Source organism: Lysinibacillus sp. GW823-FHT02G10 (assembly GCF_058797135.1).
On the sequence record NZ_JBXAJI010000012.1, the window covers coordinates 27,158 to 52,520 of the forward strand.

Consider the following 25,363-nt stretch of genomic DNA (forward strand, 5'->3'; position numbering starts at 1 on the left):
TTTTGATGTAATTTAGAAAGGCGAAACACATTCTATGAAACTAGAAGGTGTTTATCAATGAAATCCTCATTCAAACGTTATGTAATCGGCAAACCATTAAGATCCGATGCGTTAGGGGAACAAAAGCTAAGTAAAACAAAGGCACTGGCCATATTATCATCAGATGCATTGTCATCAGTAGCCTATGGACCAGAACAAATTTTAATTGTCCTAATGACGGTAGGTACAATGGCGTTTTGGTATTCTTTACCTATTGCCGCTGGAGTGGTTATTCTACTCGTGGCACTGATTTTATCCTATCGTCAAGTTATCTTCGCCTATCCACATGGAGGAGGCGCCTATGTCGTATCACGAGAAAATTTAGGCGTGAATGCAGGTCTTGTTGCAGGGGGTTCTTTGCTTGTTGATTATATTTTAACGGTAGCAGTAAGTGTGTCGGCCGGGACAGATGCCATTACATCTGCATTTCCAAGTCTTCATGCTTATAATGTACCCATTGCTATTATATTTGTGATTTTCTTAACGATTTTAAACTTGCGAGGTGTAACAGAGTCAGCCTCTATCTTGGCGTACCCAGTTTATCTATTTGTAGGCGTTATGCTGTTGCTAATCGGGATTGGGCTCTATAATGTGGCAACTGGACAGGTGCCTGCAGAGCTACATCCAAAGATTGGCACACCAGTGGCAGGGATTAGCCTATTTATTTTATTAAAGGCATTTGCTTCAGGAAGCTCAGCGTTAACAGGAGTAGAGGCTATTTCTAACGCCATACCTAATTTTAGAAATCCTGCCCCGAATAATGCTGCTAAAACGCTTTTAGCAATGGGTGCCATTTTAGCCGTTTTATTCATCGGGATTGTTAGTCTAGCTTATTTTTATGGCGTTGCACCAACAGCAGAAGCAACAGTCGTTTCCCAACTAGCAGAAGCTAGTGTTGGTCGAAATTTTCTTTATTATATTGTACAGGGGACAACGGCAATGATTTTAGTACTTGCCGCAAATACAGGATATTCAGCTTTTCCCTTGCTTGCTGTGAATTTATCGAAGGATGGTTTTATCCCAAGAATCTTCCAAATTCGTGGGGATCGTCTTGGCTATTCAAATGGTATTTTAATGCTAGGTATTGCAGCCATTTTTTTAATTATACTTTTTGACGGGGCCACAGAGCATTTAATTCCGCTCTATGCAGTAGGCGTATTTATTCCCTTTACATTAGCGCAAACGGGAATGATGAGAAAATGGTGGCGCGAAAAACCTAAAGGCTGGGTAGCAAGATTTACGATCAATACAATTGGGGCTGCTATCTCTTTCATCGTGGCAATGATGTTTTTTGTGACAAAAATGCCTCAAGTATGGCCAGTGTTTATCTTTTTACCAATTATTATTTTTGTATTCCATCGCATTAAGCAACATTATCAAGCTGTTGGAGAACAGTTAAGATTAAATCATGAGGAACTGGCTACTATTGAGGGGAATGTTTTCATTGTGCCAGTAGCTGGTATAACAAAGGTGGTTGAAAACTCCCTACATTATGCCAAATCACTTAAGGTTGATAAAGTGATAGCCTTTTACGTAGCTTTCGATCAAGCAGATGCAAAAGCTTTTGAAGAGAAGTGGAATGCCTGGCAACCTGATGTACGATTAGTTACCTACTATTCACCATATCGCAGCATTACACAGCCATTAATTAAATTTATTGATAAAGTAGAACATCAATGTACGAAGACAGGTCATAAAGTTACAGTTGTTATCCCTCAATTCTTACCGAAAAAAGGGTGGCATCATATGCTACACAACCAATCGAGTCTTCTCATTCGTACATCACTGTTATTTCACAGAAATGTCGTCATTATGACAGTACCGTTCCATTTATCAAAATAATGCTAGCAAGCTAGAAAATAGTCTGTTATAATCAGTACGTTGATTGAAAACACGAACGTTTACAATTAAAAAGTTCCAGAATACCATTAAATTCCGAAAAATCAAACTTTTTTTGGTGAGAGATAGTAGCCCTTACCGAATAAAGTGATAAATTGGTTATTCTGATAGTTTCATACAAATCCACTCATATAATAGCGAGAATAGGGCTCGCAAGTTTCTACCGATTTACCGTAAATGAATCGACTATGGGTAGCAATGCTTTTAGAGAACTTCAATTTAATGATGTTTTCTATTCATTTCGACGTTTTTGCGCTGAATGCTTTGCTCCACTCGTAGCAGAATGGAATCAAAGTATTCAGCGTTTTTTTATAATTTTTTACGAAAGAAGGATATGAAAGAAATGAAGTTATTACAAGACAAAATTATGCAAGAGGGTAAAGTATTATCTTCATCCGTATTAAAGGTTGATTCATTTTTAAACCATCAAATTGATCCCATGCTAATGAAGGAAATTGGTCATGAATTTGCAAATCGTTTCTCTGATCAAGTGATTACAAAGATTTTAACAATAGAATCTTCAGGTATTGCCCCATCCGTGATGTTAGGCTTAGAAATTGGCGCGCCTGTCGTGTTTGCTCGTAAACGTAAATCATTAACTCTTTCAGATAACCTTTATTCTTCAAAGGTACATTCATTCACAAAAAATGAAACAAATGAGATCTCTGTCTCACGTAATTTCTTAAGCGAAGATGACAATATTTTAATCGTAGATGATTTCTTAGCTAATGGTGAGGCTGTCAAAGGCTTACTTGATATTGCTGCACAAGCGGGTGCGAATGTTGTAGGAGTTGGAATTGTTATTGAAAAGGGCTTCCAAGATGGCGGAAAACTATTGCGTGAGCAAGGTGTTCGCGTTGAGTCATTAGCAATAGTAGATTCTCTTGAAGATGGCAAAGTAACATTTGCTACGGAGGCTCGCGCGTAATGAATACCTTTAAATCGACTGCGCTAGCGATTCAACATTTACTTGCAATGTATGCTGGAGCCATCTTAGTGCCACTGATTATCGGTGGGGCAATTGGCTTCGATTCAACACAAATGACGTATTTAGTAGCGATTGATATTATGATGTGCGGGATCGCTACACTTTTACAGGTTTATTCAGGTAAATTCATTGGTATTGGCTTACCTGTAGTACTTGGCTGTACATTCACAGCGGTAAGTCCAATTATTGCGATTGGTACAAACCCAGAGCAGGGTATTACGGACATTTATGGTTCTATTATTGCCTCTGGTGTAATTGTAATGATAATTGCGGGCTTCTTCGGCAAGCTTGTGAAATTCTTCCCACCAGTCGTAACGGGGTCAGTTGTTTCAATTATCGGTATTTCCTTATTACCAGTAGCATTAAACAATATGGCAGGTGGACAAGGTGCTGAGGATTTTGCCTCTGCTTCTAATGTAGCTTTAGCCTTTATTACATTGGTTATCATTTTAGTCGTTTATCGCTTTTCTACGGGCTTTGTTCGTGCTATTTCAATTTTAATAGGATTAGTAGTAGGTACTGTTTTAGGTGCTTTCATGGACAAGGTGGATTTCACCCCAGTTGCAGATGCTAATGTATTTCACATGGTACAACCTTTCTACTTTGGCATGCCAACATTTGATGTAACGGCGATTATTACCATGACACTTGTAGCAATGGTATCTTTAGTAGAATCATCTGGTGTCTATTTTGCGCTAAGTGATATTTGTAATAAAAAATTAGATTCAAAAGATTTGGCTCGTGGCTACCGTTCAGAAGGTCTAGCTTCAGTAATCGGTGGTATTTTCAATGCCTTCCCATACACAACATTCTCACAAAACGTGGGACTAACTCGTATGTCAGGCGTTAAGGACCGTAAAGTCATTTACATCACAGGTGGTCTACTTGTAGCATTAGGCTTCCTACCAAAAATCGCAGCATTAACAACAATTATTCCAACGTCTGTACTAGGTGCGGCAATGCTTGCGATGTTCGGTATGGTGATTACACAAGGTATGGGAATGCTTGTACCTGTTATGAATGAATCAGCGGAAAACGCAATGATTGCAGCGATTGCAGTAAGTTTAGGTGTCGGTGTATCCGTTGTTCCTGGCATTTTTGATGCACTGCCAACAAGCGTTTCAATCTTAACGTCAAATGGTATTGTTTGTGGTTCAGTCACAGCGATTATCCTAAATATTTTATTCAACATGATTGGGCCTAAGCATAAAAAAGACCCGATGCACGGGGAAGTATAAAAAGATATAAATAACATTCATCTAAATATTTTACATATTTTGATGAAAAGAAAGTGATACCTACTTTTATCTATTGATTTAGATTTGAGGAGGTGTCACTTTTTTGTTGTTATGGATTGTATGTTTTAAACTATAGATTATGATTTTAGTTAAAATTTGTTCCGTTAAAATAACTTTAGACTGTCATAAGGAATGTTTAACATTAGACTAAAAGGGAATTTAAAATAGAGTTGTTGAAATCGCATGTAACTCTCTCTTTCAACATATACTTATATAAAACTACTCTCAGAAAGGTCTAGCACAAATGCAAAGTATTGTTTTAATTTTAATCCTACAATTAGTATATGTACCTTTTTTAACATTACGAACAATATTTTTGGTAAAGAATATCACATTCCTTGCAGCGATATTTGGTATGCTGGAGATGTTGGTGTATGTATTTGGCCTTTCACTCGTTTTCAGTGGGAAGCAAAGTATGTTATCTATGGTTGTCTATGCAGTTGGGTTTGGATTAGGTATATTTTTAGGAGCAAAAATAGAACGAAAGCTAGCGATAGGCTATGTTTATACAACCATTAATACGCAAAATAAGAATGAAGAGCTTGTGAAATTTCTTCGCCACGAAGGGTTTGCAGTCACGATTTATATAGGAGAAGGGCGAGATAGTAACCGCTATAAATATGAGATCTTAACGAAGAGGAATCGTGAAGGAGAGCTCTTTCAAATAGTAGAGCAATTTGAGCCGAATGCGTTTATTATCTCGTATGAGCCTAAATCATTTAAGGGCGGCTTTTTACTTGCTCGTATGAAGGCCAAGCAAAAATAATATTCAATATGAGAGGACCTTCGCTAAAAGCGAAGGTCCCTTTTTACATTTTTGTTTCAACCCAGTTTTTGAATAAGTCATAATCTGTATAGACGGTTTCTTTGTAACTCATTGCTTGTAAAATTGTATGTTCTATAAATACATTCCGTTCTTTACCGATTGCTTTTAAAATCTCCTCCTCGCTGTGATAGGTAAAAACATGAGAATAATCGATGTCAGCTCGTGCATGTATTTTAGCGGCAATTTTCCCCATAAGTGATGTTGTTGTAAGGTAATCCTCTACATCCTTATAGTTTTTAGGCTTAATCTTCTTTTTATAAGGAGAACGTTCTCGAATATAAAATTCCTGACCATTCATTGTAATAAAGGCTAAATGTGGATCCTCTAAGTGGTGCATGGCTTTTTGAGTTCCAACTACTCGTGCTCCTTGGTGCTCATAATGAGCCCAAAATAGATCCTGATAGGGAAGAAAGTAGGCAGGAATGGCTGTGCGTACTTCTTTCATTTCTAACACTAAATTTTCAACCCCTGATGCACCCTTTTCATCTTCCACTAAAATATAGTAACGTTTTAAACCGATTGAAGCTGTACCAGATCCATACTTATAAGCTATGTCCCTAATTTTATATGTAGAAAGTGCGTTTGAAATGGCACTGTATTCCTCAGCAGTGACTGGCTGAATTTCTTCATTCCATAAGAAAGCGCGCTCGCCGTCTTCATTGAGATACGTAATATCCTGTAAAAAATGGGATCGTTGGCGTTTCTCAAGCTTTTTCAATAACCTCTTTGCGGGTCCCTTGGTATTGTTCTTTGTGAAAATGAGTGTTAGAGGATCATCCTGTTTACGCTCAAATCGTTTTAGTTGATTGATATAACTATTAAGAAAATGTTGAATAGCCGTTTCTTGGGTTGTCTTATGTAAGCCTTGTTCTTCTAAATAAAGTGCAATACTAATACTCATACGAATAATATCGTATAAATATGAACCGACATAGCCCTCATCGAAATCATTGACATCAAAAACAATGGAGCCAGCTTCATTTTGAAAAGCACCGAAGTTATCCATATGCATGTCACCTTGAATCCAAGTCGGTTTTCTATCAGGAGTATGGAAGATTGAAGCGGATTTTGTCATATCAAAATAAAAGAGATAGGCACTTCCACGGAAAAAGCGAAAAGGACTTTCAAGCATTTTACGGTATTTCTCCAAGCGCTGTACCTCTGTTAAGCGCATTCGTTGACCATCAAACTCTTCAAAGATTGTTTCCAATTGTTCTTGTCTTAAAAAAGTTCTAGTATGTTTAACTTGTTCCAATAAAGCATGCTCCATATCATAATCCCCTTTGTTAATTTAAAATTTATCTGTATATACGGAAATAAATTGAATAAGTTTCGAAGAAATTTAGCAAATGCACTCGATAAAAATGGCTAATCATCTAAGGTTATTTCATAACATGTTCAATAACCTATTTTCATACTATAAGACATGCATAGACACGGAGGGGGGTTGTATGTATTTCTTTACAAAAAGTCTAGTCATTATAATAGGAAGTATTTCATTGTCGTTAGGAATAAACTTATTTTTAACGCCCTATGAAATTTTAGATGGGGGAGTAGTAGGGTTAGCGCTAATATTACATTATTTATATAAGCTCCAAATTGGTTTAATGATTATTATCATTAGTATTCCAATTTTTATTATTGCGTGGTTTAAATATAAAACCTATTTTTACAATAGTATACATGGCTTACTAACGTCTTCCTTCATTATCGATTTTTTAAAGCCTGTCCGCAATCTTGTGCAAATTGATGCGCTCTATAGTGCCATTCTTGGAGGAATACTTGTAGGCTTTGGTATTGGTCTAATGCTGCGATTTCAGACAAGCACAGGGGGGACTGACTTGATAGCACAATTTATCTGTGATAAAACGGGTATCAATGTTGGGATATTAATATTTTTTATTGATTCCATCGTGATTGTTATAGGCGGCTTCCTCCTATCCACCTCGACCTTGCTATTATCTATAATTACAGTGCTAGTTGTGGGGATTACAACAAGCATTATTACTAGTCGAGTTTAATAAACATAAAAAAAGTTCCAGTATAAACTGAAACTATTTGGGGGCCTGATTATCGAGTGCTTTCATTAGCTTCTTTTTTGGATGTGCGGGTTTCACTTCGGCAATTAGTATAGATAGTAAAATAAGTACGGCACCAAAGACCATACGGCTTGTTAGCATTTCATGCAAGAAGATAACGGATAAAACCATGCCGAAAAAAGATTCCGTTGATAGTATAATCGCAGCCTTTGTGGCAGTTGTATATTGATTGGCCACATTCTGGAAAAGATAAGCTATTGTCGTAGAAAAAATCCCTAAATAAACAAGCGAGTAAATTGCCTCTTTTTCAAGCGACGTAGGAATTTCACCTTGACTAATGACAACGAGAACACCTATAAAGGATGCTGTGAGAAACTGAATAATAGTTAGAGCAATGGCATCTTCTTTTTGAACAAAAAGGTTTGTACAAAAGATATCAAAGGCAAAAGCAACAGCACAAGCTAATGATAGGGCATCACCTATATTCATTGTCAATGAGCCTTGTAATGATAAAAAGCCAATGCCCACAATTGCCATTATCGAACCAATGATTTCGTAGCCATCGATACGCCGTTTATAAACGGCATATGCTATTAAAGGAACAATAATGACATTAACTGCGGTTAAAAAGGCATTTTTAGATGGTGTTGTATATTGCAGTCCGACTGTTTGAAGGGCAAACGCTATATACAAAATTGTACCTAATAAAGCTCCCTTCCAAATTACTGATCTTGAAGCCTTTTTTAAGCGGGCGCCAAATAAAACGGTTAATATGATTGAAGCTAATAAAAATCTGCCAGCCATTACTTGATAAGCTGTTAAATATTCTAGAGCAATGGCCGTTACAACAAATCCACTACCCCACACGATTGCAGTAACTAATAACATGCCATCAGCTATGTAAGTTTTCATGTGTTCTTCCTCCTAACTTCAATAGAATAGCATAAGAGAGAAGAAAAGAATTTGATTTTATTTCTAAATATTCAGGCGTTTTTTTGTACTTATTCCAAAGCGATTAGTCACTGTTCATTTTGCTATGTAATAAGTACAATTTAACGGCTGCAGCTAGGCGTTCATAAAAAACATAATCATTATCTATGGGTGCTACTAGCTGACGTATTTTAGCCATACGATAGCGAATTGTATTTGGATGACAGAATTGTGCTACAGCAACTTCCTTAATATTTCCTTTTTTAATGATATAAGTTATAGCGGTCTCCATTAAGTCTGGATCAGCCTTATCATCAAGTAGAGGGGCTAAAAAGGAGGTAACATAGTCCATAGCGAATGTTGCATCTTTACGGTATAACTCGATTAATAAACAATCAGACGCGAGATTCTTGTAATGACAGCTAGGGAGCATATCGATTTCAGCGAAAATATTGGCAAAAAAAGCTTCGCGTAATGCCATTGGGAATCCAGTCTGGGTATCATTACAACTGCTATAGCCGAAAGTGATTGTATCAGTGGGTATGGCATATAATGCTAGCCATTCATGTAAAACCCTTTCAAATTGGAATTGCTGAGATGGATGTGTCATGATGATAAATAGACTTTTTTTATAAGAACAAATCATACCCGATTTTAATAGTGGCTCCAACGAGTAAAAGGGCTGCATCCAGCTTGGATGGATTGTGTCACCAGCTCGTAAATTTGCTATAAATACATATTTTTCAAAGGGCTTATTGAGCTGTTGTAAAATGGATTTGATTTGCTCCTGTGTTACATCTTCCTCCACTAACCTTCGTAAAATCGTTTCTATAAAATAGGAATAATCCTGTGTCTTAGCATAAGCCATCGTTTCTAAAATGATTTTTTCAAAAAACTCATCTCCACCAAAGCGCAATATAGGGAAATTATGCTGCTCTGCATACGACAAAACTTCTTCAGGTAATTCCTTAAAAATAACAGGCTTATAAGCTAAAGCACTAGCCCCAAGCTCAATTAGATTTTTTACAGCATTGAATAAATACTCAGGCTTTTGCTTAGCAAATAATAAACTACTTAACACAACACTGTTTGGTGTAAAGATAGTATCTCTGACATGGTGGATGTCAGGTGAAAATTCAAAGTCTAATATTTCTACATTTTGAACAGCTTTATTTAAGCCGTTGTGACCCGCTATAACAGTGAAGTCTTTGGTAATAGGTAGTTGTAAAAATTTCTCTACATTCATGAGTGGATCATTGCCTTTCCTGTAGTAAGCTTCTAGCTTCTATTATAAAATTACTTGTTCATAAAAAACCATTAGTATGAATACTAGCAGGTTTCCCCCACAAAAAAATCTGCTCATTCAGTGGTATACCGTGAAGTGAGCAGATTTCTAGTGCTTATCGTTTAGATATTAGCAAAAATATTTGGTTTTCTATTTCTCTGTGGATTTGCTTGCTCAACAGCAGAGCCTACATTTAAAATGCGTCCCTCTTTAAAGGCTGGGCCAATAATTTGTAGACCTATTGGTAAGTTTCCTTTAAAGCCACAAGGAACCGAGAGGGCAGGTAAGCCTGTTAAGTTACTAGGGCCTGTAAAGCGGATAATATTATCAATTAAATCTACTTTTTGACCGTTTAACTCTGCAAAATCATCCCCAATTGTACTAGCTACAACAGGTAGGGTAGGGGAAATGAGCACATCTACCTTATTAAAAATCTCTGTAAACTCCTGCTTGATTTGACGACGTACCTGCTGAGCCTGCAAGTAATCGACTGCAGAAGGCAATTCACCAAGCTCAAATAGCAGACGAATATCGTCACCAAAATCTTGTGGTCTCTTTTGTAAATCTGAATGGTGTATAGCTGCTGCCTCTGAAAGAGACGTCACAAGCTCTGCCCATTCTGCATATTGTAGGGAAGGAATACGCACCACTTCTACTTTAGCGCCTGAATCCACTAAGCTTTGAATACTTGCTCTAACAGCCTTCTCTACATCAGCATCAACATTATTAAAGAAATATTCTTCATTGATACCAATCACTAGATCTTTGATCTTACCAGTAAGCTGCTTCTCATAGTTGTCTACTGGAACATTCACGCAAGTAGGGTCTCGATGATCAAAACCAGCAATGACTTCGAGCAAGCCCGCTGCATCCTTAACTGTCTTTGTCATCGGACCAATGTGGTCTAAGCTCCATGCTAGCGGGTAGCAGCCGTATTTACTTACACGACCGTGTGTAGGTTTTAAACCTACAATGCCGCAAGCAGAAGATGGAATTCGAATAGAGCCTGCTGTATCTGTCCCTAGTGAAGCAACACTTGCTCCAGCTGCAACAGCCGCACCAGAGCCTCCACTTGAACCACCAGGAATTTTATCTAAGTCCCATGGGTTACGAACAGGGCCGTAATGAGGGTTGTTATTGGTAATTCCCCATGCATATTCATGCATACTTAATTTCCCAGTGAAAATAACACCAGCATCACGTAGCTTTTCAACCACTGTCGCATCATAATCAGAAACGAAGTCCTTATGAATTTTTGAGGACATCGTTGTTATTTTATCTTTAAAATACAAGTTGTCCTTTAAGGCCATAGGTATCCCATGATACATACCCTTATAATGACCTTGGAGAATCTCCTGTTCAACTTCTTTTGCCCTTGCTAAGGCTTCTTCCCGATAAAAAGCCATATAGGAATTAATTTTAGGCTGACTTTCCTCAGCAAAATCTAAAATAGCTTTCGTTAATTCCACGGGAGATAGCGACTTTGATGCAAGTAAAGGTGCCAACTCTTCAACAGATTTTAAATGTAAATCAGTTGTCAATGTGATCACCTCCAGGAATACTACGTACGGCGATGTCTGCATCATCGATCGCAATACCTTCTAAATTGCTGCGAAGTGACTGCATACCTTCCCAGCGTGTTTTTAATAGTTCAAGGTGTTCAGGTTTCGGTGTAATTCCTTTGTTCTCCAATAATTGTTGAATAGACAAGCTCATTAACAGGATCCTCCCTTGAATAATTTTTATCTAAATAGGTTTCCCTATTAAGACCAATTCAGTAAAAACACAAAAAAATATAATAGGTAATATAAACCTATTATTACAATCATACACTAATATCATTTTATATCAAATAAATTATTTGTAATAGTTTTAATATTATGAAATATTAACTAGAAAAGAGTTTTGTTAAACCTATTGCTGGAACTTGCTCTTTTTACATTCGGTTCACAGTCTGTTTACAATCAAAGCGTACAATGAACCATAATAACCAATTGAAGAGGTGCAGGAATGGAGTCTGTAGTGGGACAAAGTATAAAAACAAGTAATATATTTTCTTTTTTTAAATATTTATATGGTCAGCATCAAAGTAGTTCGTTATATATGAAACGTTTAAAGGCATTGAAACAAATTATTCAACATAACGATTTACATACATACTTTCAGCCTATTGTAGATTTACAGTCACAGCAAACAATAGGATTTGAAGCCTTAAATCGACCATTACCCTCAACATTATTTAACAGTGTGGACCAGTTTTACGAGTTTGTAGGACAAACAGATTGCGTTTTTTTATTTGAATGTTTTTGTAGAAATCTTTCCTTGAAACGTTTCAAGGAACGTTTACACAAAGACTTGGTGAATAAAAACTTTTTAGTGTTCCTTAATATACATCCGAATGTTTTATTAGATAAAAAATATCACAGTGGCGAAACACTACAATTATTGAAGGAGCTTGGAATCAAACCTCAGCAAGTGGTTTTTGAACTAACTGAGCGAAGTGCAGTAATAGATTTTGTGGAGTTTGAACGTGTATTATCGCATTATCGATCACAGGGCTATCGCATTGCCGTAGATGATGTAGGATCAGGTTATAATAGTTTAAAAACGCTCATCTATTTAAAGCCGGAATTTATTAAGCTAGACCGTTCATTAATTCAATTCATAGACCAAAATAGTGAACAACAGCAGCTCGTCACATTGTTAATGAAATATGCTGAACAAGCCAATACTAAAATCATCGCTGAAGGGATTGAAAGACAAGAAGAGCTTGATTATCTCCATCATATTGGCATTCATTATGCACAGGGATATGCGATAGGAAAGCCTGCAAAGGAAATATATATGGGGAAAATAAGGGTGGGTGACCATGAAGATAGGGGAAGTCATTGAGAAAGTTCCATGTATTGATGAATTTGTGAAAAACAAAGAAGTAGATGTACTTTTTACAAGTAATCCATCGTTGCGTAGCGTTGTTGTTGTGCGTGATGAAAAACCAATTGGACATATTACACGCACACATTTCTATCAAAAAATCGGTACTCGATATGGCTATCATTTATTAATGGAACGTCAAAATCAGCTGATGATAAAGAAAAATCCTTTAATCGTTGATCGTAATACACCAATCACAGAGGTTAGTACATTAGCTATGGCTAGACCTCCAGAGGATTTATATGATGATGTCATTGTCACGAAAAACAATCTTTATTATGGCATGGTTAGTATTCGAGAGTTATTGTTAAAGCTTGTTGATACACAAGTAGCCATTGCAAGTTTCCTGAATCCATTAAGTAGTCTTCCAGGCAATAAATTAATCGATGAAAAATTAGAAGAAGCATTACAGCTATCGCAATATAGTTTAATCTATTTTGATTTAGATCACTTTAAATCCTACAATGACACATATGGCTTTAATAAAGGCGATAAAATTTTACGGTATTTAACAGAAATACTAAAAAGACATATCTGCGGCGTAGAGGATTTTTTAGGACATATTGGTGGAGATGATTTTGTAGCCATTCTACCTTATTACGAGGTAGAAAAGATGTGTCAAAAAATTATTGATGACTTTGATGCCAACATACTTAGTTTTTACGAGTTAGAGGATCTAGCATATATTCAGGTAGCTAATAGATCTGGCGAACTGGAACCTTTAACATGTACATCTTTATCTATTGCCGTTATTACGAATGAATATCAGTATTTTGACTCTGTGGAACAATTATCCAATGCGGTAACACATGTAAAAAAGCAGTGTAAAAAAATAGCTGGTAGTTGTTACCTCATTAATCAACAAAAAAATTATTTTGTTCATTAGCAAACTATGTTAGATTTGTGGAACTAATATGTAAAATATATGAAAATTTAAATAAAATTTATATATATTTTGGTTACAGGAGGTTTAGATGGATTCAAGAAGACTGCACATTTGGCAACCTGTCACTTGCTTAAAAAGAGCCCAAATCGTTAATGCCACATTGAATTATACAGATCGAGGGCTCTGCTTAACATTAATAGATCGAAACAATACAGAAGTTGATATTATCTATGATAAGATGTCTCCTATTCACGATTATGTTTGGTCTTTTCGCTATACTGGAGAAATCCCACGATCTGATTTAGTAGACATGGTCACTGAAGCCATGACCCAAGAACAATCTAAAAATTCTTCAGCAGAATGGTTTTATAAAATGAGCAATTCAGATTATATAGAATGGTTTGATCAACTCCCGTGGATTGGAAGCAAAGAAATTCCTACCGTAGAACATCATATCTACTGCTATAATGACGGTGTGTTTGACATCATTAATGACTACGAACCAAGATTTGTAATTAGAAAATAATACTTAAAAGGCTGCCCCTGCACTGTTAAAAACTAACAGTATAGGGGCAGTTAATCATTTGTCACCAAATGTAGTGGCATTGATTAAACTAGCTATACATTTACAAACATTCTTTATGACTTTTCCATGATTAATCCTTTGCCAGAGGATGATTGTTACTCAATTTTTCGGGGTATAATTCTTAGCAAGAAAGCTTTTTGTTATAGGAATTTATTAATCTTAATAAAACATACTTGAATTATAGGGATTATGGGTATATAATTCGATTACATTATTATAAAACATCTTAGGAGGCATTCCATTGTCGAATTTACAAATCATTCTTAACGTAGCAGTGTTACTTGTGTTCGTTGGAATTTTATATGTTATGAATAAAAAGCACGTTAAGTTTTCTAATCGTGTTTTTGCCGGTTTAGGCTTAGGGATTGTACTTGGTCTTGGACTTCATTTTATTTATGGTCTCGATTCTGAAGTATTAGCCAAAACAACATCTTGGTACAATATTATCGGTACTGGGTATGTGAAACTGCTCCAAATGGTAGCAATGCCATTGGTATTTATCTCCATTTTAATTGCATTTACTAAAATGAAGATTGGTAAAAATTTCGGAAAGATGGCAGCACTTATTTTAGCCATTTTAATCGGTACAACAGCCGTTTCGGCAGCTGTAGGTATTCTTTCTGCAACAGTCTTTGATTTAGATGCAACACAAATTTTACAAGGTGACGCAGAAACTGCACGTGGTCAATACCTTGAAGAAAAAACAACGGGCTTAGCAGCTCCTGATTTACCAACACAAATTATTGAGTTATTCCCAGCAAATCCGTTCCTTGATTTAACGGGTGCTCGTTCTACTTCAACGATTGCGGTTGTAATTTTCTCAGCATTCCTTGGTTTTGCTTATTTACGTGTGGCACGTAAGGATGAGGGAACAGCAGCTACAATTAAAAAAGGCTTGGATGCCATCTATGCCCTTGTTATGGGTGTTGTAACAATTGTATTACGCTTAACGCCATATGGAATTCTAGCGATTATGGCTCGTACGGTAGCAACATCTGATTTTGGAGCTATCTATAATTTAGGTAAGTTTGTTATTGCTTCTTATGTAGCACTATTTATTGTTCTAATCGTACACTTATTAATCATTACATTAAGTGGTTTAAATCCATTTACGTATTTGAAAAAATCGGCAGAAACATTATTATTCGCCTTTACATCACGTTCTAGTGCTGGTACTTTACCGATGAATATTAAAACGCAAACAGGTCGTCTTGGAGTATCTGAGGGGATTGCAAACTTCTCAGGCTCATTCGGATTATCAATCGGTCAAAATGGTTGTGCAGGTGTATATCCTGCGATGTTAGCCATTATGATTGCACCGACAGTCGGCATTAATCCACTTGACCCTGTGTTCATTATTACAGTTATTGCAGTAGTAGCAGTTAGCTCATTTGGTGTAGCAGGTGTTGGTGGTGGTGCAACATTTGCAGCTATCCTTGTATTATCAGCACTTGATTTACCAATTGCTCTAGCAGGTGTATTAATCTCTGTTGAGCCTTTAATTGATATGGGTCGTACAGCGTTAAATGTAAGTGGTTCAATGACTGCTGGTGTTACAACAGCGCGTATTACTAAAGAATTAGATACAGAAATGTATAATAATAAAGAATTAGGTGCTCAAGTAGCAGACCTATAAGGTCAAAGAAGCCCCGTTAAAGTTTTAACTTTAACGGGGCTTCAGCTGCTTTATACGATTTTTACATAAAAATCTTTACCGTTGATTAATTCGGATATCTCAATATTATAATTTTGTTTATAGTAATCATAAATATTGTAGGCTAAACCGGAGTGTCCATTCAAATAGGTTCCCTTTTTAATCTCTTTACGTGGATTATGGAAATCAAAATATAAGCGTGAATCATGACTCATTGTATTTAAAATAGCAATAAATTCTTGTTCTTCAATATGAATTCCCCGTGTATACCGACATTCTCTACGATACGTATCATGTGACACATTTACGGGAGAAGCTTCAAGAATCATTTCAATATGTTTATTCAAATGATGACAGCTCCTTTCAAATTATAGGTAAAAACCATAAGAACAATCAGCTTTTATTACTTCTAGTATATAATTGTCAGAAAATTATATCAATATTTTTCTACCAGTTTTGCTGTTGAATTTCTTCAGCTATTAATTGTAAGTCATAGGCAGTTACTGTTAAAAGATTATAATCATGGGACTCCATATATTTTTCTGCAAGCCGTTTGATATATTTGGGTGAACCCTCATTTTCTTCATCATAAATTAATAAAAGTCCATCTGTATTTTGGATAATAAATTTGTCCTTCTCAATAAATTGCCAAGGAGCTTCATAGGGTTTTTTGGTCACGCTTGTGACAAAATCAGCTTGGGCAATTAATGCTTGATACTTTTCTTTTTTATGATCTTGCCAATTTTTCTCTTGCTCTAAAAAAGGTGTGATCACGGCGTATTTTAAAAGTGGGAATTCTTTTTTTAACATTAAAACAACTTCAGCACTCCAAGTTTCTACGCCCTGCTGACCGCTGATAATAACCCATTCGAGTCCTTCATCAAGCAGTGTACGTAGATGAGCTTCCAGTGCTTTCTTTATGATGACAATACCGGGATGTTTATCATTAAAGATACCAAGCTCATGTGGTTTATAGCCAGTAATCATAATACGCTGTAACAACAAAATACCTCCTAAGCTGTATAGTTGTAATACTAGTATACAGCAAGGAGGCAAATGAAATCGATATTGTCTATGAAAAGGCAAATAGTGTTAAAATTACTGCTACAGCTGCACAAATGCCTAAAAACCACCATGAGTCTGTAAAGTCTTCTTTTGTGTCACTATTCATAAAAAATATTCCTTTCTAATTTGCTTGTTTGAGAGGTTTTATTTTACTTGACCAGTCCAAGACCAATTTGTCCATATTCGTAAAATTGTTTCAAATGGACCACGTTTAAATTTCTTTAAATAGGCAAGGCTGAAAACACATTGCAGGCTATAAACAACGATTCCGAAAAGGATTCCGCCAAAGACCCCTAATTTGCCATATAAGCCAAGGCCATAGCCATAAAAAACAGTTGTACAAATGATGGTTTGTAGTAAATAATTGGTTAGTGATAGTTTGCCAACGCTCTCAAATGCAGGAGCCAGTAGTTGAACTGGACGGGTGTTATAAATGTATGCTGCGAGGCAAACATAGCCAATTGCTAATAACTGGGAGCCGCCCATTAATAAAATAGAAGAAAATGCACTTTTACTTTCTATAAAACTTACACTTTTACATACGAGTCCTATAGGTACAAGGAGAGCACCTAGCTTATACCATTTCATTTCCTTATTCATCTCCACGAAGGCTTGCTTCTTAGCAAGCGCCATCCCAAACAGGAATAGTGGTGCGTAGAACATAGGTGCAAAAATTAATATAATGAAAATAAATGAAGAATCCTCCATTCCTGGTACTTCGGCATTAGCTCTAAAATCAAAAATTTCTAAGTAGCTGCCGTTAGCGTAAACATCATCCGCTTGCTCGATGTATGTGTCTATCTCTTTTTGTTCTTTTTTAGACGTTTCCATAGAGCCGTATGTTAACGCCGTAGTTAGTACAAATAGGATACCAGCCCAAATAAATAAAGTTTTTGGTTTACGATTAATAAATGGGATTAAAAATAACATCATACAGCCATAAGAAAATAGAATATCGCCTTCCCACAATAAAATAGAATGTAATAAGCCAAGGGCAATTAATCCTGTTGCACGCCGTAAAATGGACCAACGGCTTTTATTCTTTTTTCTGCGGATGGATTCAATTAATTTAATAAGTGAGAAGCCGAATAAAATAGTGAAGATGGGCATAAACGAGCCTTCAATCACAACTTTTACAAAATATAAAGCCCCGTTATCTAAGGTAGAAAGATTTTTTAATTCATCTTTGCCATACATCCCGAATTGGAAGATTAGCAAATTTGCCATTAAGATGCCAAATAAACTAAATCCACGCATTGTATCAATGAAAGTAACACGATTAGTTGTCATTGCGTTTTATCTCCTTAATTGGTTATCTTATACATATAATAAATAGGGAAGCTTATGGTGAAATAATGACTACCTTAAAGTAATCTTAAAAGTAGGTGAGGAAATGCAGGAAGCATCAATTTTAGTGTTAGAGGATGAACGTGCCATTGCTGAAATGATTGAAATCATTTTAAGAAAAGAAGGAATTAACAATATTACCTTATGTAATACAATTGAAGAAGCAAAAGATGAAATGAATACTAAAACATTTGATTTTTATCTATTAGATATCATGCTACCAGATGGAAGTGGGCTGGATATTGCGAATAGTATTCGAGAAAAAAGTGATGCCCCTATTTTTTATTTAACCGCAAAAAGTAGTGATGCAGATAAGCTTCGTGGTTTTATGAATGGTGCAGATGATTATATTACAAAACCATTTAACCCCTTAGAACTTGTAGCACGAGTAAAGGTGCAGCTAGTCCGTTATATGAAGAAAAAAGGTGTACCAGAAAATCACATATTTACTTGCAGCCGTTTTACATTTGACATTGATGCAGCAGAAATTGAGGTAGACGGTGTAAAGGAAATAATCAGTGGTCGCTTGTTTCATTTATTAAAATATTTATGTGACAATGCAGGGCAAGTGTTATCAAAAGAGCAAATATACGAACGTGTATGGGGTGATTGTTTATTTGATGATAATACAGTGATGGTACATATAAGAAAGCTGCGAGAAAAAATAGAAAAAAATCCTGGAAAGCCAACATGCATTATTACTGTCAGAGGCATTGGCTATAAGCTTGTTGGGGACATTTCTTCATGAAGCCTGCTGGAAAATTAACACTCCGCTTTGTTTCGTATTTCATCATATTCTATCTATTGATCATTTCAGGTTTTATTATGAGTTTGGTGTTTTTTGCTATTTTTATCAATGACCGTGTTGGTGACAACATTCATGTGATGAGCTCCTTTGAAATCGAAGATGATGCAGTTGTAGAGCAAGGGAAGACAGTTAAAATTGCTGATTATTTAGTGAAGAGAGCTGAAGAAAATGTTGGACAGCTTTATTTATTTGATCCAACCATGACGATTGTTGATTATACAGGAGATACATGTGGTCTATGTGGAAAGTCAGATAGTGAAATATTGGCATTGCAGCAACCAGGCATGCATACATGGGAATTGCCGAATTACTACTTATTATTTCTTCCAACTACTCCTGTGCAACCACTTTTTGAGGATGCGCTTGAAAACTGGACAGCGACAGGGGACATTTCAGCTGTAACACGGCAACGTCTAAAAGAAAATAAAGCTAGTGTTGAAATTTATGACGAGCAATGGAATCGGATTGAGGTCATAGGCGAACGTTATGAGAAGCTAAATAAGCCACAATTACTAGAGGAAAAATACGATATTTTCGAGCATGCGGAGCTGAAGCAAAGTACAGCCTTAGCCAACGATAGGACATTTGTTGTAAGAATGCCTAATCCATCGTATAAGCCATTTGAAGAGCCTTTTAATAAGGCAATGGTACTGTTTGTTTCTATCTTCTTTGGGGGACATATTATTTTGCTGTTGGGCGTTATTTTCTTATCTATTAGTATTTCACGTCAATTCGTACGACCACTTGTCTATGTGATATCGCGCATTGAGCGACTTACCCAATTCGATTACAGTGAGATTAGTGACAAAAAAATCCATCATAAAAAGACAGGTAAGTTGAAAAGAAAATTTAAACTGTTTCAACCAGTAGAAGAGTCACTCAATCACTTATCAGAGCGACTTGATTCAAATGAAAGGCAAATCAAGCATGCAGAGCAATTACGGGAGGAGTGGATAACAGGTTTATCGCATGATTTAAAGACCCCGTTAAGCTCAATTTACGGTTATTCAACGATGCTGGCATCGGAGGATTATGAGTGGACAAAGGATGAGATGCGTATTTTTGCACAGACCATGCAGGAAAAGGCAACCTATATGGATGCACTTATTCAGGATTTGACGTATACGTATCAATTAAAAAATAAAGCCATACAGCTAGATAAAGTGGTACTGCCGCTAGCAACATGGCTACCACAATTTGCAGACGAACAGGTGTGTGTGAAGGTGTATGGTGATGTGTTGTTACAAGCGGATGAGCTTTTACTCAAGCGAATAATGGATAATTTAATTACCAATGCGAAAAAATATACCCCTGAAGGCACGAAGGTAATTGTGGAAGCACAACATACTGGTAAAGAAGTAATGCTTACCATTGCTGATCAAGGACCTGGTATTCCACAGGAGGAGCTCGATAATCTATTCGAACGCTATTATCGAGGTACGAATACAACAGACGATATAACAGGAACAGGGCTAGGACTAGCCATAACGAAGCAGCTCATTGATTTACACAATGGCACAATTAGTGTCCGTTCAGGTCAGGATGGGACAATCTTTGTGCTAAAATTTCAATGTCATTAAGGTGAATCTCTGAGCTTTCTTAAGACTGTACAAAGGTCTGTCATAGAACTTAATTTCATTCAACAGAGTAAAGAGGTATCAAAGTGTTCATTTGATACCTCTTTTTTTATTTATTTTTCGTACATCGTTCAGCGGGCTGTTCAATTTTTACGTAACGCCATAAGTTATTGGCGATGTCACGGGCCTCTGCGATATGTTCTGTGCCGACGAAAGCCTTACGGAAAGGTGTAAGAAGTGATTCGATGATAAAAAGCTTTGGTTTTTCTTTCTGCAATTCTTCTAATAAGAATTGTGCATACTCCAAACCTTCCATTGTTTCGTTATTCGATAATCCCTTTGTAAATCCTTGTAGTTGTTCAATAACCATTCCTTTTGTAACGGTTTTATAGTTCACGACATTTTGAATGGTATTGATCATTTCAACACTTACGATAATCTCTTTTGACTCAAGCATAGTGGGTATAATTACGCTAATATTGCGCAATGCTACACGTACAATAGCTTCTCGATTGATATATTTATAATCGGCAATAAAGACAGCACGTAGAGTGAGGTTAATCATTCCAAGTGTTTGAACAGCACATTCATAGCTAATAGGGCTAATCTCTTCTCCAAAGACTTGTACTAGACGATTGGCGAGCCATTCTAGTTCTTGTAAATGGTAATTAATAATAATTTTTTTTAGTTCTTTATCTCTTGATTGGAAGATGGATTCGAATATCTGTACTAAATTATGTTCACGATTGACATACATGAGAACAGCGACTTGCTGCGTCAATACCTCTAAATCTGTAGGGTCTTTGCCATAAATGAGCTCATGGCGACGATTACTAGCTTCTTCGCGACCTTCATCTAAGATGGCGATTAAGCATTCATTTTTCGAAGTAAAATGATTATAAAATGTACCTTTAGAGATTTTAGCCGCATTGATGATGTCATTAATCGATGTATCTAGAAAGCCTTTTTCAATAAAAAGTTCACGTGCTGCTGTTATAATTTGTCTTTTTCTTTTGTTCATAACCTCACCTTTTTTATAATATTATACTCTTATTCTACACTTGAAACGCTTTTATATCAACGTTTATAAAAAATATAAACTTATTTGTTGAAAAAAGTAGACTACGAGTATAAAATAAGTTTTATCGTAAAACACAAGAAAGAATTGAGGGATATAAATGAATAGTGAGCAAACAATGAAAAAGCCCCCTTATGGCATGATAGCTATTCTATTTGTGGGTGCTTTTGTTGCTTTTCTAAATAACACATTGTTGAATGTGGCATTACCAACAATCATGAAAGATTTTGGGATCACCTATTCAAAAGTACAATGGTTAGCAACAGGGTATATGCTTGTGAGCGGTATTTTAGTGCCTGCTTCAGCATTCTTTGTGACACGCTTTAAAAATAGACATTTATTTATTACAGCGATGTCTATCTTTACAATTGGTACAATTATGGCAGGTTTCGCTCCTAATTTTGGCGTGCTGCTAGCAGGTCGTATGGTGCAAGCAGCCGGAGCTTCTAGTATGTCACCACTTTTAATGAACGTTATGCTAACAAGCTTCCCGAAAGAAAAGCGTGGGGCAGCAATGGGGATCTTTGGTTTAGTTATGATTATGGCGCCAGCAATTGGTCCTACATTATCAGGGTATATTGTGGAACATCATGATTGGCGTATGCTTTTCCAAATGATTATTCCATTTGCTTTAATTAGTTTATTATTTGGTGTTTGGAAATTAAGAAACGTGATGGAGACACGTGAAGTTCACTTAGATTTCCTTTCAGTACTTTTATCAACAGTTGCATTTGGTGGTATTTTATACGGCTTTAGTACTGCAGGAGATAAAGGTTGGTCAAGTCCATGGGTATATGGCACAATTACAATTGGCTTCATCGCTTTAATTATTTTCGTTGTTAAACAGCTGAAAATGGATGAGCCATTACTGGAACTACGTATCTATAAATATCCAATGTTTGCTTTAGGGTCTGTTATCTCAGTTATTGTCTCTATGGCAATGTTCTCAGGGATGATTTTAACACCAGCATATGTACAGTCTATCCGTGGTATCGAACCATTTGAAGCAGGCTTAATGATGCTTCCAGGAGCACTTGTCATGGGGATTATGTCACCAATCACTGGTAAGCTTTTCGATAAATTTGGTCCACGTGTGTTAGCCATTATTGGATTAACGATTACAACAATCGCAACTTTCGGTTTAACAAAGTTAGAAATTGATTCAAGCTACACATATATCGTATCGATGTATACAATTCGTATGTTCGGTATGTCGATGGTCATGATGCCTATTATGACAAACGGTTTAAATCAACTACCGCAAATGATGAATCCACATGGTACAGCGATTAACAATACATTACAGCAGGTATCAGGAGCAATCGGTAGTGCGATCCTTGTAACATTTATGAATAATCGTACAAAAGTTAAAGCGGAAGAATTAATTGCAGAAGCCAAAGCGAATGCTGCACAATCAGGAGCAGCGCCTACAGCAGAGCAAATGCAACAAATGCAAGATCAGATTATGCAAACCGCCTTATTAGATGGTATTACGCATTCCTTCTTAATTGCAGCTGGTATAACAGTGATTGCAGTGGTACTTGCATTCTTCTTGAAACGCGTAAAAGTTGAAAGCGCAGCAGCGTCAATGGATTTAAAAAAACCAACTAAATAATCAAAGTAGCCCTAGCCAGTAAATATTTACTGGCTAGGGCTTTTTTTATTGAGTACACATGAAAAAAAATTTTAGGATTGGTGTTATTTTTCATCATTTTATTTTATATGATAATACTAATTTACAGAAAATTTAGATATTTAATAGTGGGGTGCTTCCTTGGTAGATGCATATATAACTGGCTTAGTGAAAGAACAGAAAATTCCAGGTGCTGTATTAATTGTTCAGCAGCAAGAAAGAAGGCTATTTTCATGCAATTATGGAGCCTATACTGCTGAGGATGGCAGCGAGCAAGCTATTTTAAGTAATACGTTGTTTGATTTAGCCTCCTTAACAAAAGTTGTCGCAACACTCCCAGCTATTTTACTCCTGATGAGTCGAAATCAAGTTTATATAACAGATCCAGTTCAAACCTATTTGCCTGATTTTAATTATCCTCTTATTACAATCCAGCATTTATTGCAGCATTGCTCAGGATTGCCAGCAGATTTAACACCTGTAGTTAAAAGACATCATAAGCGTGACATCCTGCAGGAGGTACTGGCAAGTGATGTAGTATGGCAGCCAAATGAACAAGTGCAATATAGTGATTTAGGTATGATTATTATAGGAAAGGTGATTGAGGAAGTTACTGGCATTTCATTAAAAAGTTTTGTAGAGCAAGAGGTTTTTAAGCCATGGGGCATGCATCATACATGTTTTCAACTGCCTGTGCATACAAGAAGGCTTGCAGCATCTACAGAAATGGTGGCAGGTCAATTTGTACAGGGAATAGTCCATGATGAGAAAGCTTTATTACTAGATGGTATTGCTGGTAGTGCAGGTTTATTTTCATGTGTAGAGGATTTAGCAAAGTATGCGGAAATTTGGTTGGGGATCAAGCAACAAAGTGTGATTCCATATGAATGGTTAGAGCTTGCCTATACGAAAACTTTTAAAACGAGGGGACTTGGGTTTGAAGTATGGGGAGGAGATGAAGCATCATTTTGTTTTGGTAGGAGGTGGAGCAAGGGCTCATTTGGTCATACAGGATTTACAGGTACGAGTATTTGGATGGACCCTGTAAAAAAGGCATTTGTCATTTTACTAACGAATGCTGTGCATTATGGGAGAAATACAAACATGGGAAGGATTAGAGAGAAGCTTCATACGATGATTTATGAAAAATTACTGATATGAAGGGTGGATCTGCTGGTATGAGACAAAAGAGTAAATGGTTATTGTTGCTTCTTTTATTACTCGTTGTGGGTTTAGTAGGCTGTAGCACAAACGAGAAAATAACGACCTCAACAACACCTGATAATGAAGAGAAATCGAAAACTGAAGAGGTTTCGCTAACAATAGGGAGTTGGCGCACAGAAGATGTTGCCAAGTATGAAAAAGTGATTGCTTTATTCAATGAACAACATCCTGAAATACATGTTTCATTTAACCCAACTAAAAATACTGAATATAATACAGTCCTCAATACGGCATTACAGGCTGGAGAGGGTCCAGATATTTTTCACTTACGTCCTTATGCAGCTGGATTGAAGCTTGCGGAGGCAGGTTATGTTGAGAAAATAAACGGTTTAAATGGATTGAATGTATTTCCTGAAGAAGCATTACAGGCTTCTCGTGATGACCAAGGGAATCAGTACGGTGTACCAATTAACTTAAGCTCTACACAATTTTTCTATAATAAGAAGATTTTTAAAGATAATAATCTTGAAATTCCTACTACATGGGATGAATTCATAGCATTAAATGACCAATTATTAGAAAAGGGTATTACACCAATTGCAATGGGTACAAAAGAAGGCTGGCTATTATCGTTGCTACACGGTATTGTCGGTCCTGCTGTTTATGAGGGCAATGACTTTTACCAAGCAGTGCTCGCAGGAGAAAAGGATTTTACAGATCCGAAGTTTATTGAATCCATTCAAGTAATGAATGACTTGAAAAAGTATTTTCCTGTCAATTCAGAAGGCTTAGGAATGGATGATATCCGTACTTTGTTTGCACTAGAAGACGCGGCAATGTTTCCGTTAGGTAGCTGGGAAATTCCTGTTGTATTAGAAATGAATCCAGATTTAGATTTAGGTTATTTTCCTATTCCATCTAAAGAGAGTAATACAACAGTGACGACTTGGGTAGATGGCTCATTTGCGATCAATGCTAATTCGAAAAATAAAGAAGCAGCTAAAGTATTTTTAGAATTTTTAACAACTAAGGAGTTTGGCGATTTGTTTGTAAAAGAGTTTTCTATGATCAGCGCTATTCCAGGTATTACCTCTGACGATGCATTGTTAAACGCTATTAGTCATTCGACTGCAAATGAAGCAACGCCATATATGTGGGTAACTAATTTTACTGGTGGGGACCCAACAACAAAGAGCTTGCTTGAAAGTGAGCTACAAGGCATGTATTTAGGTCAAGTAACGCCTGAAGAGGTTGCCACAAAAGTACAGGAAAACGCTAAAACTTGGTTTACGCCATTTCAAAAATAATGAAAGCATCAAGTCAGTAG

General features: G+C 36.5%; 23 protein-coding genes and 1 riboswitch. Of the genes, 14 read left to right on the plus strand and 9 right to left on the minus strand.

Annotation, left to right across the window (positions count from 1 at the left end; all coding sequences use genetic code 11):
• The first annotated feature begins 57 nt into the window (after positions 1 to 57).
• The 4 genes from AC1RFD_RS21145 (at position 58) to AC1RFD_RS21160 (ending at position 4,990) form a co-directional block, all read left to right on the plus strand.
• A complete protein-coding gene (locus AC1RFD_RS21145) occupies positions 58 to 1,881 on the plus strand; it encodes an APC family permease (RefSeq protein ID WP_048391918.1) in 1,824 nt (607 codons plus the stop codon).
• Between the two features lie 164 nt (positions 1,882 to 2,045).
• A riboswitch (purine riboswitch) is annotated at positions 2,046 to 2,147 on the plus strand.
• A gap of 134 nt (positions 2,148 to 2,281) precedes the next feature.
• The gene (locus AC1RFD_RS21150; protein ID WP_048391917.1) at positions 2,282 to 2,866 is read left to right on the plus strand and encodes a xanthine phosphoribosyltransferase; all 585 of its coding nucleotides are present in this window, start codon (positions 2,282 to 2,284) and stop codon (positions 2,864 to 2,866) included.
• Positions 2,866 to 4,164, plus strand: coding sequence for a nucleobase:cation symporter-2 family protein (locus tag AC1RFD_RS21155; protein WP_036075370.1), 1,299 nt, complete (start codon positions 2,866 to 2,868; stop codon positions 4,162 to 4,164). Before AC1RFD_RS21150 ends, AC1RFD_RS21155 begins: the two co-directional genes overlap by 1 nt.
• Positions 4,165 to 4,468: 304 nt before the next feature.
• A complete protein-coding gene (locus AC1RFD_RS21160; RefSeq protein ID WP_048391915.1) occupies positions 4,469 to 4,990 on the plus strand; it encodes a DUF2179 domain-containing protein in 522 nt (173 codons plus the stop codon).
• A 43-nt stretch (positions 4,991 to 5,033) separates the two neighbouring features.
• On the opposite strand, the gene AC1RFD_RS21165 is transcribed toward AC1RFD_RS21160, so the two are convergent.
• The gene (locus AC1RFD_RS21165; protein ID WP_319839845.1) at positions 5,034 to 6,320 is read right to left on the minus strand and encodes a DUF2252 domain-containing protein; all 1,287 of its coding nucleotides are present in this window, start codon (positions 6,318 to 6,320) and stop codon (positions 5,034 to 5,036) included.
• A gap of 181 nt (positions 6,321 to 6,501) precedes the next feature.
• Here AC1RFD_RS21165 and AC1RFD_RS21170 point away from each other — a divergent pair, with 181 nt between their 5' ends.
• Positions 6,502 to 7,071: a YitT family protein gene (locus AC1RFD_RS21170; protein WP_048391911.1), complete on the plus strand. Its 570-nt coding sequence runs from the start codon at positions 6,502 to 6,504 to the stop codon at positions 7,069 to 7,071.
• A gap of 33 nt (positions 7,072 to 7,104) precedes the next feature.
• Here AC1RFD_RS21170 and AC1RFD_RS21175 read toward each other — a convergent pair whose 3' ends face one another.
• From AC1RFD_RS21175 to AC1RFD_RS21190, 4 genes are all read right to left on the minus strand, one after another.
• On the minus strand, positions 7,105 to 8,001 hold the full coding sequence (locus AC1RFD_RS21175; protein ID WP_319839846.1) for a DMT family transporter: 897 nt from the start codon (positions 7,999 to 8,001) through the stop codon (positions 7,105 to 7,107).
• A 103-nt stretch (positions 8,002 to 8,104) separates the two neighbouring features.
• Positions 8,105 to 9,265: a PucR family transcriptional regulator gene (locus AC1RFD_RS21180; protein WP_319839847.1), complete on the minus strand. Its 1,161-nt coding sequence runs from the start codon at positions 9,263 to 9,265 to the stop codon at positions 8,105 to 8,107.
• Positions 9,266 to 9,426: 161 nt separating this feature from the next.
• Positions 9,427 to 10,845 (minus strand): amidase, encoded by a 1,419-nt coding sequence (locus AC1RFD_RS21185; RefSeq protein WP_492475241.1) that lies wholly within the window; start codon positions 10,843 to 10,845, stop codon positions 9,427 to 9,429.
• Positions 10,835 to 11,020: a hypothetical protein gene (locus AC1RFD_RS21190; RefSeq protein ID WP_009373346.1), complete on the minus strand. Its 186-nt coding sequence runs from the start codon at positions 11,018 to 11,020 to the stop codon at positions 10,835 to 10,837. Before AC1RFD_RS21190 ends, AC1RFD_RS21185 begins: the two co-directional genes overlap by 11 nt.
• Before the next feature lie 294 nt (positions 11,021 to 11,314).
• Here AC1RFD_RS21190 and AC1RFD_RS21195 point away from each other — a divergent pair, with 294 nt between their 5' ends.
• The 4 genes from AC1RFD_RS21195 (at position 11,315) to AC1RFD_RS21210 (ending at position 15,346) form a co-directional block, all read left to right on the plus strand.
• On the plus strand, positions 11,315 to 12,196 hold the full coding sequence (locus AC1RFD_RS21195) for an EAL domain-containing protein (protein WP_048391903.1): 882 nt from the start codon (positions 11,315 to 11,317) through the stop codon (positions 12,194 to 12,196).
• Positions 12,174 to 13,124, plus strand: coding sequence for a GGDEF domain-containing protein (locus tag AC1RFD_RS21200; protein ID WP_492475242.1), 951 nt, complete (start codon positions 12,174 to 12,176; stop codon positions 13,122 to 13,124). Before AC1RFD_RS21195 ends, AC1RFD_RS21200 begins: the two co-directional genes overlap by 23 nt.
• An 88-nt stretch (positions 13,125 to 13,212) precedes the next feature.
• The gene (locus AC1RFD_RS21205) at positions 13,213 to 13,650 is read left to right on the plus strand and encodes a hypothetical protein (protein WP_492475243.1); all 438 of its coding nucleotides are present in this window, start codon (positions 13,213 to 13,215) and stop codon (positions 13,648 to 13,650) included.
• A 301-nt stretch (positions 13,651 to 13,951) separates the two neighbouring features.
• Complete coding sequence (locus tag AC1RFD_RS21210) at positions 13,952 to 15,346, plus strand: L-cystine transporter (RefSeq protein WP_004227708.1); 1,395 nt, start codon at positions 13,952 to 13,954, stop codon at positions 15,344 to 15,346.
• Between the two features lie 50 nt (positions 15,347 to 15,396).
• Here the strand turns inward: AC1RFD_RS21210 and AC1RFD_RS21215 are convergent, their stop codons facing one another.
• The 3 genes from AC1RFD_RS21215 to AC1RFD_RS21225 all read right to left on the minus strand — a co-directional run bounded on the left by AC1RFD_RS21215 (position 15,397) and on the right by AC1RFD_RS21225 (position 17,719).
• On the minus strand, positions 15,397 to 15,711 hold the full coding sequence (locus tag AC1RFD_RS21215) for a hypothetical protein (protein ID WP_048391899.1): 315 nt from the start codon (positions 15,709 to 15,711) through the stop codon (positions 15,397 to 15,399).
• Between the two features lie 100 nt (positions 15,712 to 15,811).
• Positions 15,812 to 16,351, minus strand: coding sequence for an SLOG family protein (locus tag AC1RFD_RS21220; RefSeq protein ID WP_369700611.1), 540 nt, complete (start codon positions 16,349 to 16,351; stop codon positions 15,812 to 15,814).
• Between the two features lie 222 nt (positions 16,352 to 16,573).
• Positions 16,574 to 17,719, minus strand: coding sequence for a DUF418 domain-containing protein (locus AC1RFD_RS21225; RefSeq protein WP_237899135.1), 1,146 nt, complete (start codon positions 17,717 to 17,719; stop codon positions 16,574 to 16,576).
• A 103-nt stretch (positions 17,720 to 17,822) separates the two neighbouring features.
• On the opposite strand from AC1RFD_RS21225, the gene AC1RFD_RS21230 reads away from it, so the two are divergent.
• Positions 17,823 to 18,524 (plus strand): response regulator transcription factor, encoded by a 702-nt coding sequence (locus AC1RFD_RS21230; RefSeq protein ID WP_048391893.1) that lies wholly within the window; start codon positions 17,823 to 17,825, stop codon positions 18,522 to 18,524.
• The gene (locus AC1RFD_RS21235) at positions 18,521 to 20,164 is read left to right on the plus strand and encodes a sensor histidine kinase (RefSeq protein WP_259951201.1); all 1,644 of its coding nucleotides are present in this window, start codon (positions 18,521 to 18,523) and stop codon (positions 20,162 to 20,164) included. The genes AC1RFD_RS21230 and AC1RFD_RS21235 overlap by 4 nt, the downstream gene beginning before the upstream one ends.
• Before the next feature lie 106 nt (positions 20,165 to 20,270).
• Here the strand turns inward: AC1RFD_RS21235 and AC1RFD_RS21240 are convergent, their stop codons facing one another.
• Complete coding sequence (locus tag AC1RFD_RS21240; RefSeq protein WP_066038385.1) at positions 20,271 to 21,182, minus strand: TetR/AcrR family transcriptional regulator; 912 nt, start codon at positions 21,180 to 21,182, stop codon at positions 20,271 to 20,273.
• Positions 21,183 to 21,339: 157 nt separating this feature from the next.
• Here AC1RFD_RS21240 and AC1RFD_RS21245 point away from each other — a divergent pair, with 157 nt between their 5' ends.
• From AC1RFD_RS21245 to AC1RFD_RS21255, 3 genes are all read left to right on the plus strand, one after another.
• Positions 21,340 to 22,854 carry a DHA2 family efflux MFS transporter permease subunit gene (locus AC1RFD_RS21245; protein ID WP_048391887.1) on the plus strand — a complete coding sequence of 505 codons (1,515 nt, stop codon included), beginning with the start codon at positions 21,340 to 21,342 and terminating at the stop codon, positions 22,852 to 22,854.
• A 159-nt stretch (positions 22,855 to 23,013) separates the two neighbouring features.
• On the plus strand, positions 23,014 to 24,033 hold the full coding sequence (locus AC1RFD_RS21250; RefSeq protein WP_048391885.1) for a serine hydrolase domain-containing protein: 1,020 nt from the start codon (positions 23,014 to 23,016) through the stop codon (positions 24,031 to 24,033).
• Positions 24,030 to 25,343, plus strand: a complete 1,314-nt coding sequence (locus AC1RFD_RS21255; protein ID WP_492475244.1) for an ABC transporter substrate-binding protein — start codon at positions 24,030 to 24,032, stop codon at positions 25,341 to 25,343. The genes AC1RFD_RS21250 and AC1RFD_RS21255 overlap by 4 nt, the downstream gene beginning before the upstream one ends.
• The last annotated feature ends 20 nt before the right edge of the window (positions 25,344 to 25,363 follow it).

Excerpts from the sequence above, each read along its gene's own strand:
- AC1RFD_RS21145 (WP_048391918.1), top strand. The coding sequence starts at position 58 with ATGAAATCCTCATTCAAACGTTATGTAATCGGCAAACCATTAAGATCC.
- AC1RFD_RS21150 (WP_048391917.1), top strand. The coding sequence starts at position 2,282 with ATGAAGTTATTACAAGACAAAATTATGCAAGAGGGTAAAGTATTATCT.
- AC1RFD_RS21155 (WP_036075370.1), top strand. The coding sequence starts at position 2,866 with ATGAATACCTTTAAATCGACTGCGCTAGCGATTCAACATTTACTTGCA.
- AC1RFD_RS21160 (WP_048391915.1), top strand. The coding sequence starts at position 4,469 with ATGCAAAGTATTGTTTTAATTTTAATCCTACAATTAGTATATGTACCT.
- AC1RFD_RS21165 (WP_319839845.1), bottom strand. The coding sequence starts at position 6,320 with ATGGAGCATGCTTTATTGGAACAAGTTAAACATACTAGAACTTTTTTA.
- AC1RFD_RS21170 (WP_048391911.1), top strand. The coding sequence starts at position 6,502 with ATGTATTTCTTTACAAAAAGTCTAGTCATTATAATAGGAAGTATTTCA.
- AC1RFD_RS21175 (WP_319839846.1), bottom strand. The coding sequence starts at position 8,001 with ATGAAAACTTACATAGCTGATGGCATGTTATTAGTTACTGCAATCGTG.
- AC1RFD_RS21180 (WP_319839847.1), bottom strand. The coding sequence starts at position 9,265 with ATGAATGTAGAGAAATTTTTACAACTACCTATTACCAAAGACTTCACT.
- AC1RFD_RS21190 (WP_009373346.1), bottom strand. The coding sequence starts at position 11,020 with ATGAGCTTGTCTATTCAACAATTATTGGAGAACAAAGGAATTACACCG.
- AC1RFD_RS21195 (WP_048391903.1), top strand. The coding sequence starts at position 11,315 with ATGGAGTCTGTAGTGGGACAAAGTATAAAAACAAGTAATATATTTTCT.
- AC1RFD_RS21200 (WP_492475242.1), top strand. The coding sequence starts at position 12,174 with ATGAAGATAGGGGAAGTCATTGAGAAAGTTCCATGTATTGATGAATTT.
- AC1RFD_RS21205 (WP_492475243.1), top strand. The coding sequence starts at position 13,213 with ATGGATTCAAGAAGACTGCACATTTGGCAACCTGTCACTTGCTTAAAA.
- AC1RFD_RS21220 (WP_369700611.1), bottom strand. The coding sequence starts at position 16,351 with ATGATTACTGGCTATAAACCACATGAGCTTGGTATCTTTAATGATAAA.
- AC1RFD_RS21225 (WP_237899135.1), bottom strand. The coding sequence starts at position 17,719 with ATGACAACTAATCGTGTTACTTTCATTGATACAATGCGTGGATTTAGT.
- AC1RFD_RS21230 (WP_048391893.1), top strand. The coding sequence starts at position 17,823 with ATGCAGGAAGCATCAATTTTAGTGTTAGAGGATGAACGTGCCATTGCT.
- AC1RFD_RS21235 (WP_259951201.1), top strand. The coding sequence starts at position 18,521 with ATGAAGCCTGCTGGAAAATTAACACTCCGCTTTGTTTCGTATTTCATC.
- AC1RFD_RS21240 (WP_066038385.1), bottom strand. The coding sequence starts at position 21,182 with ATGAACAAAAGAAAAAGACAAATTATAACAGCAGCACGTGAACTTTTT.
- AC1RFD_RS21245 (WP_048391887.1), top strand. The coding sequence starts at position 21,340 with ATGAATAGTGAGCAAACAATGAAAAAGCCCCCTTATGGCATGATAGCT.
- AC1RFD_RS21255 (WP_492475244.1), top strand. The coding sequence starts at position 24,030 with ATGAAGGGTGGATCTGCTGGTATGAGACAAAAGAGTAAATGGTTATTG.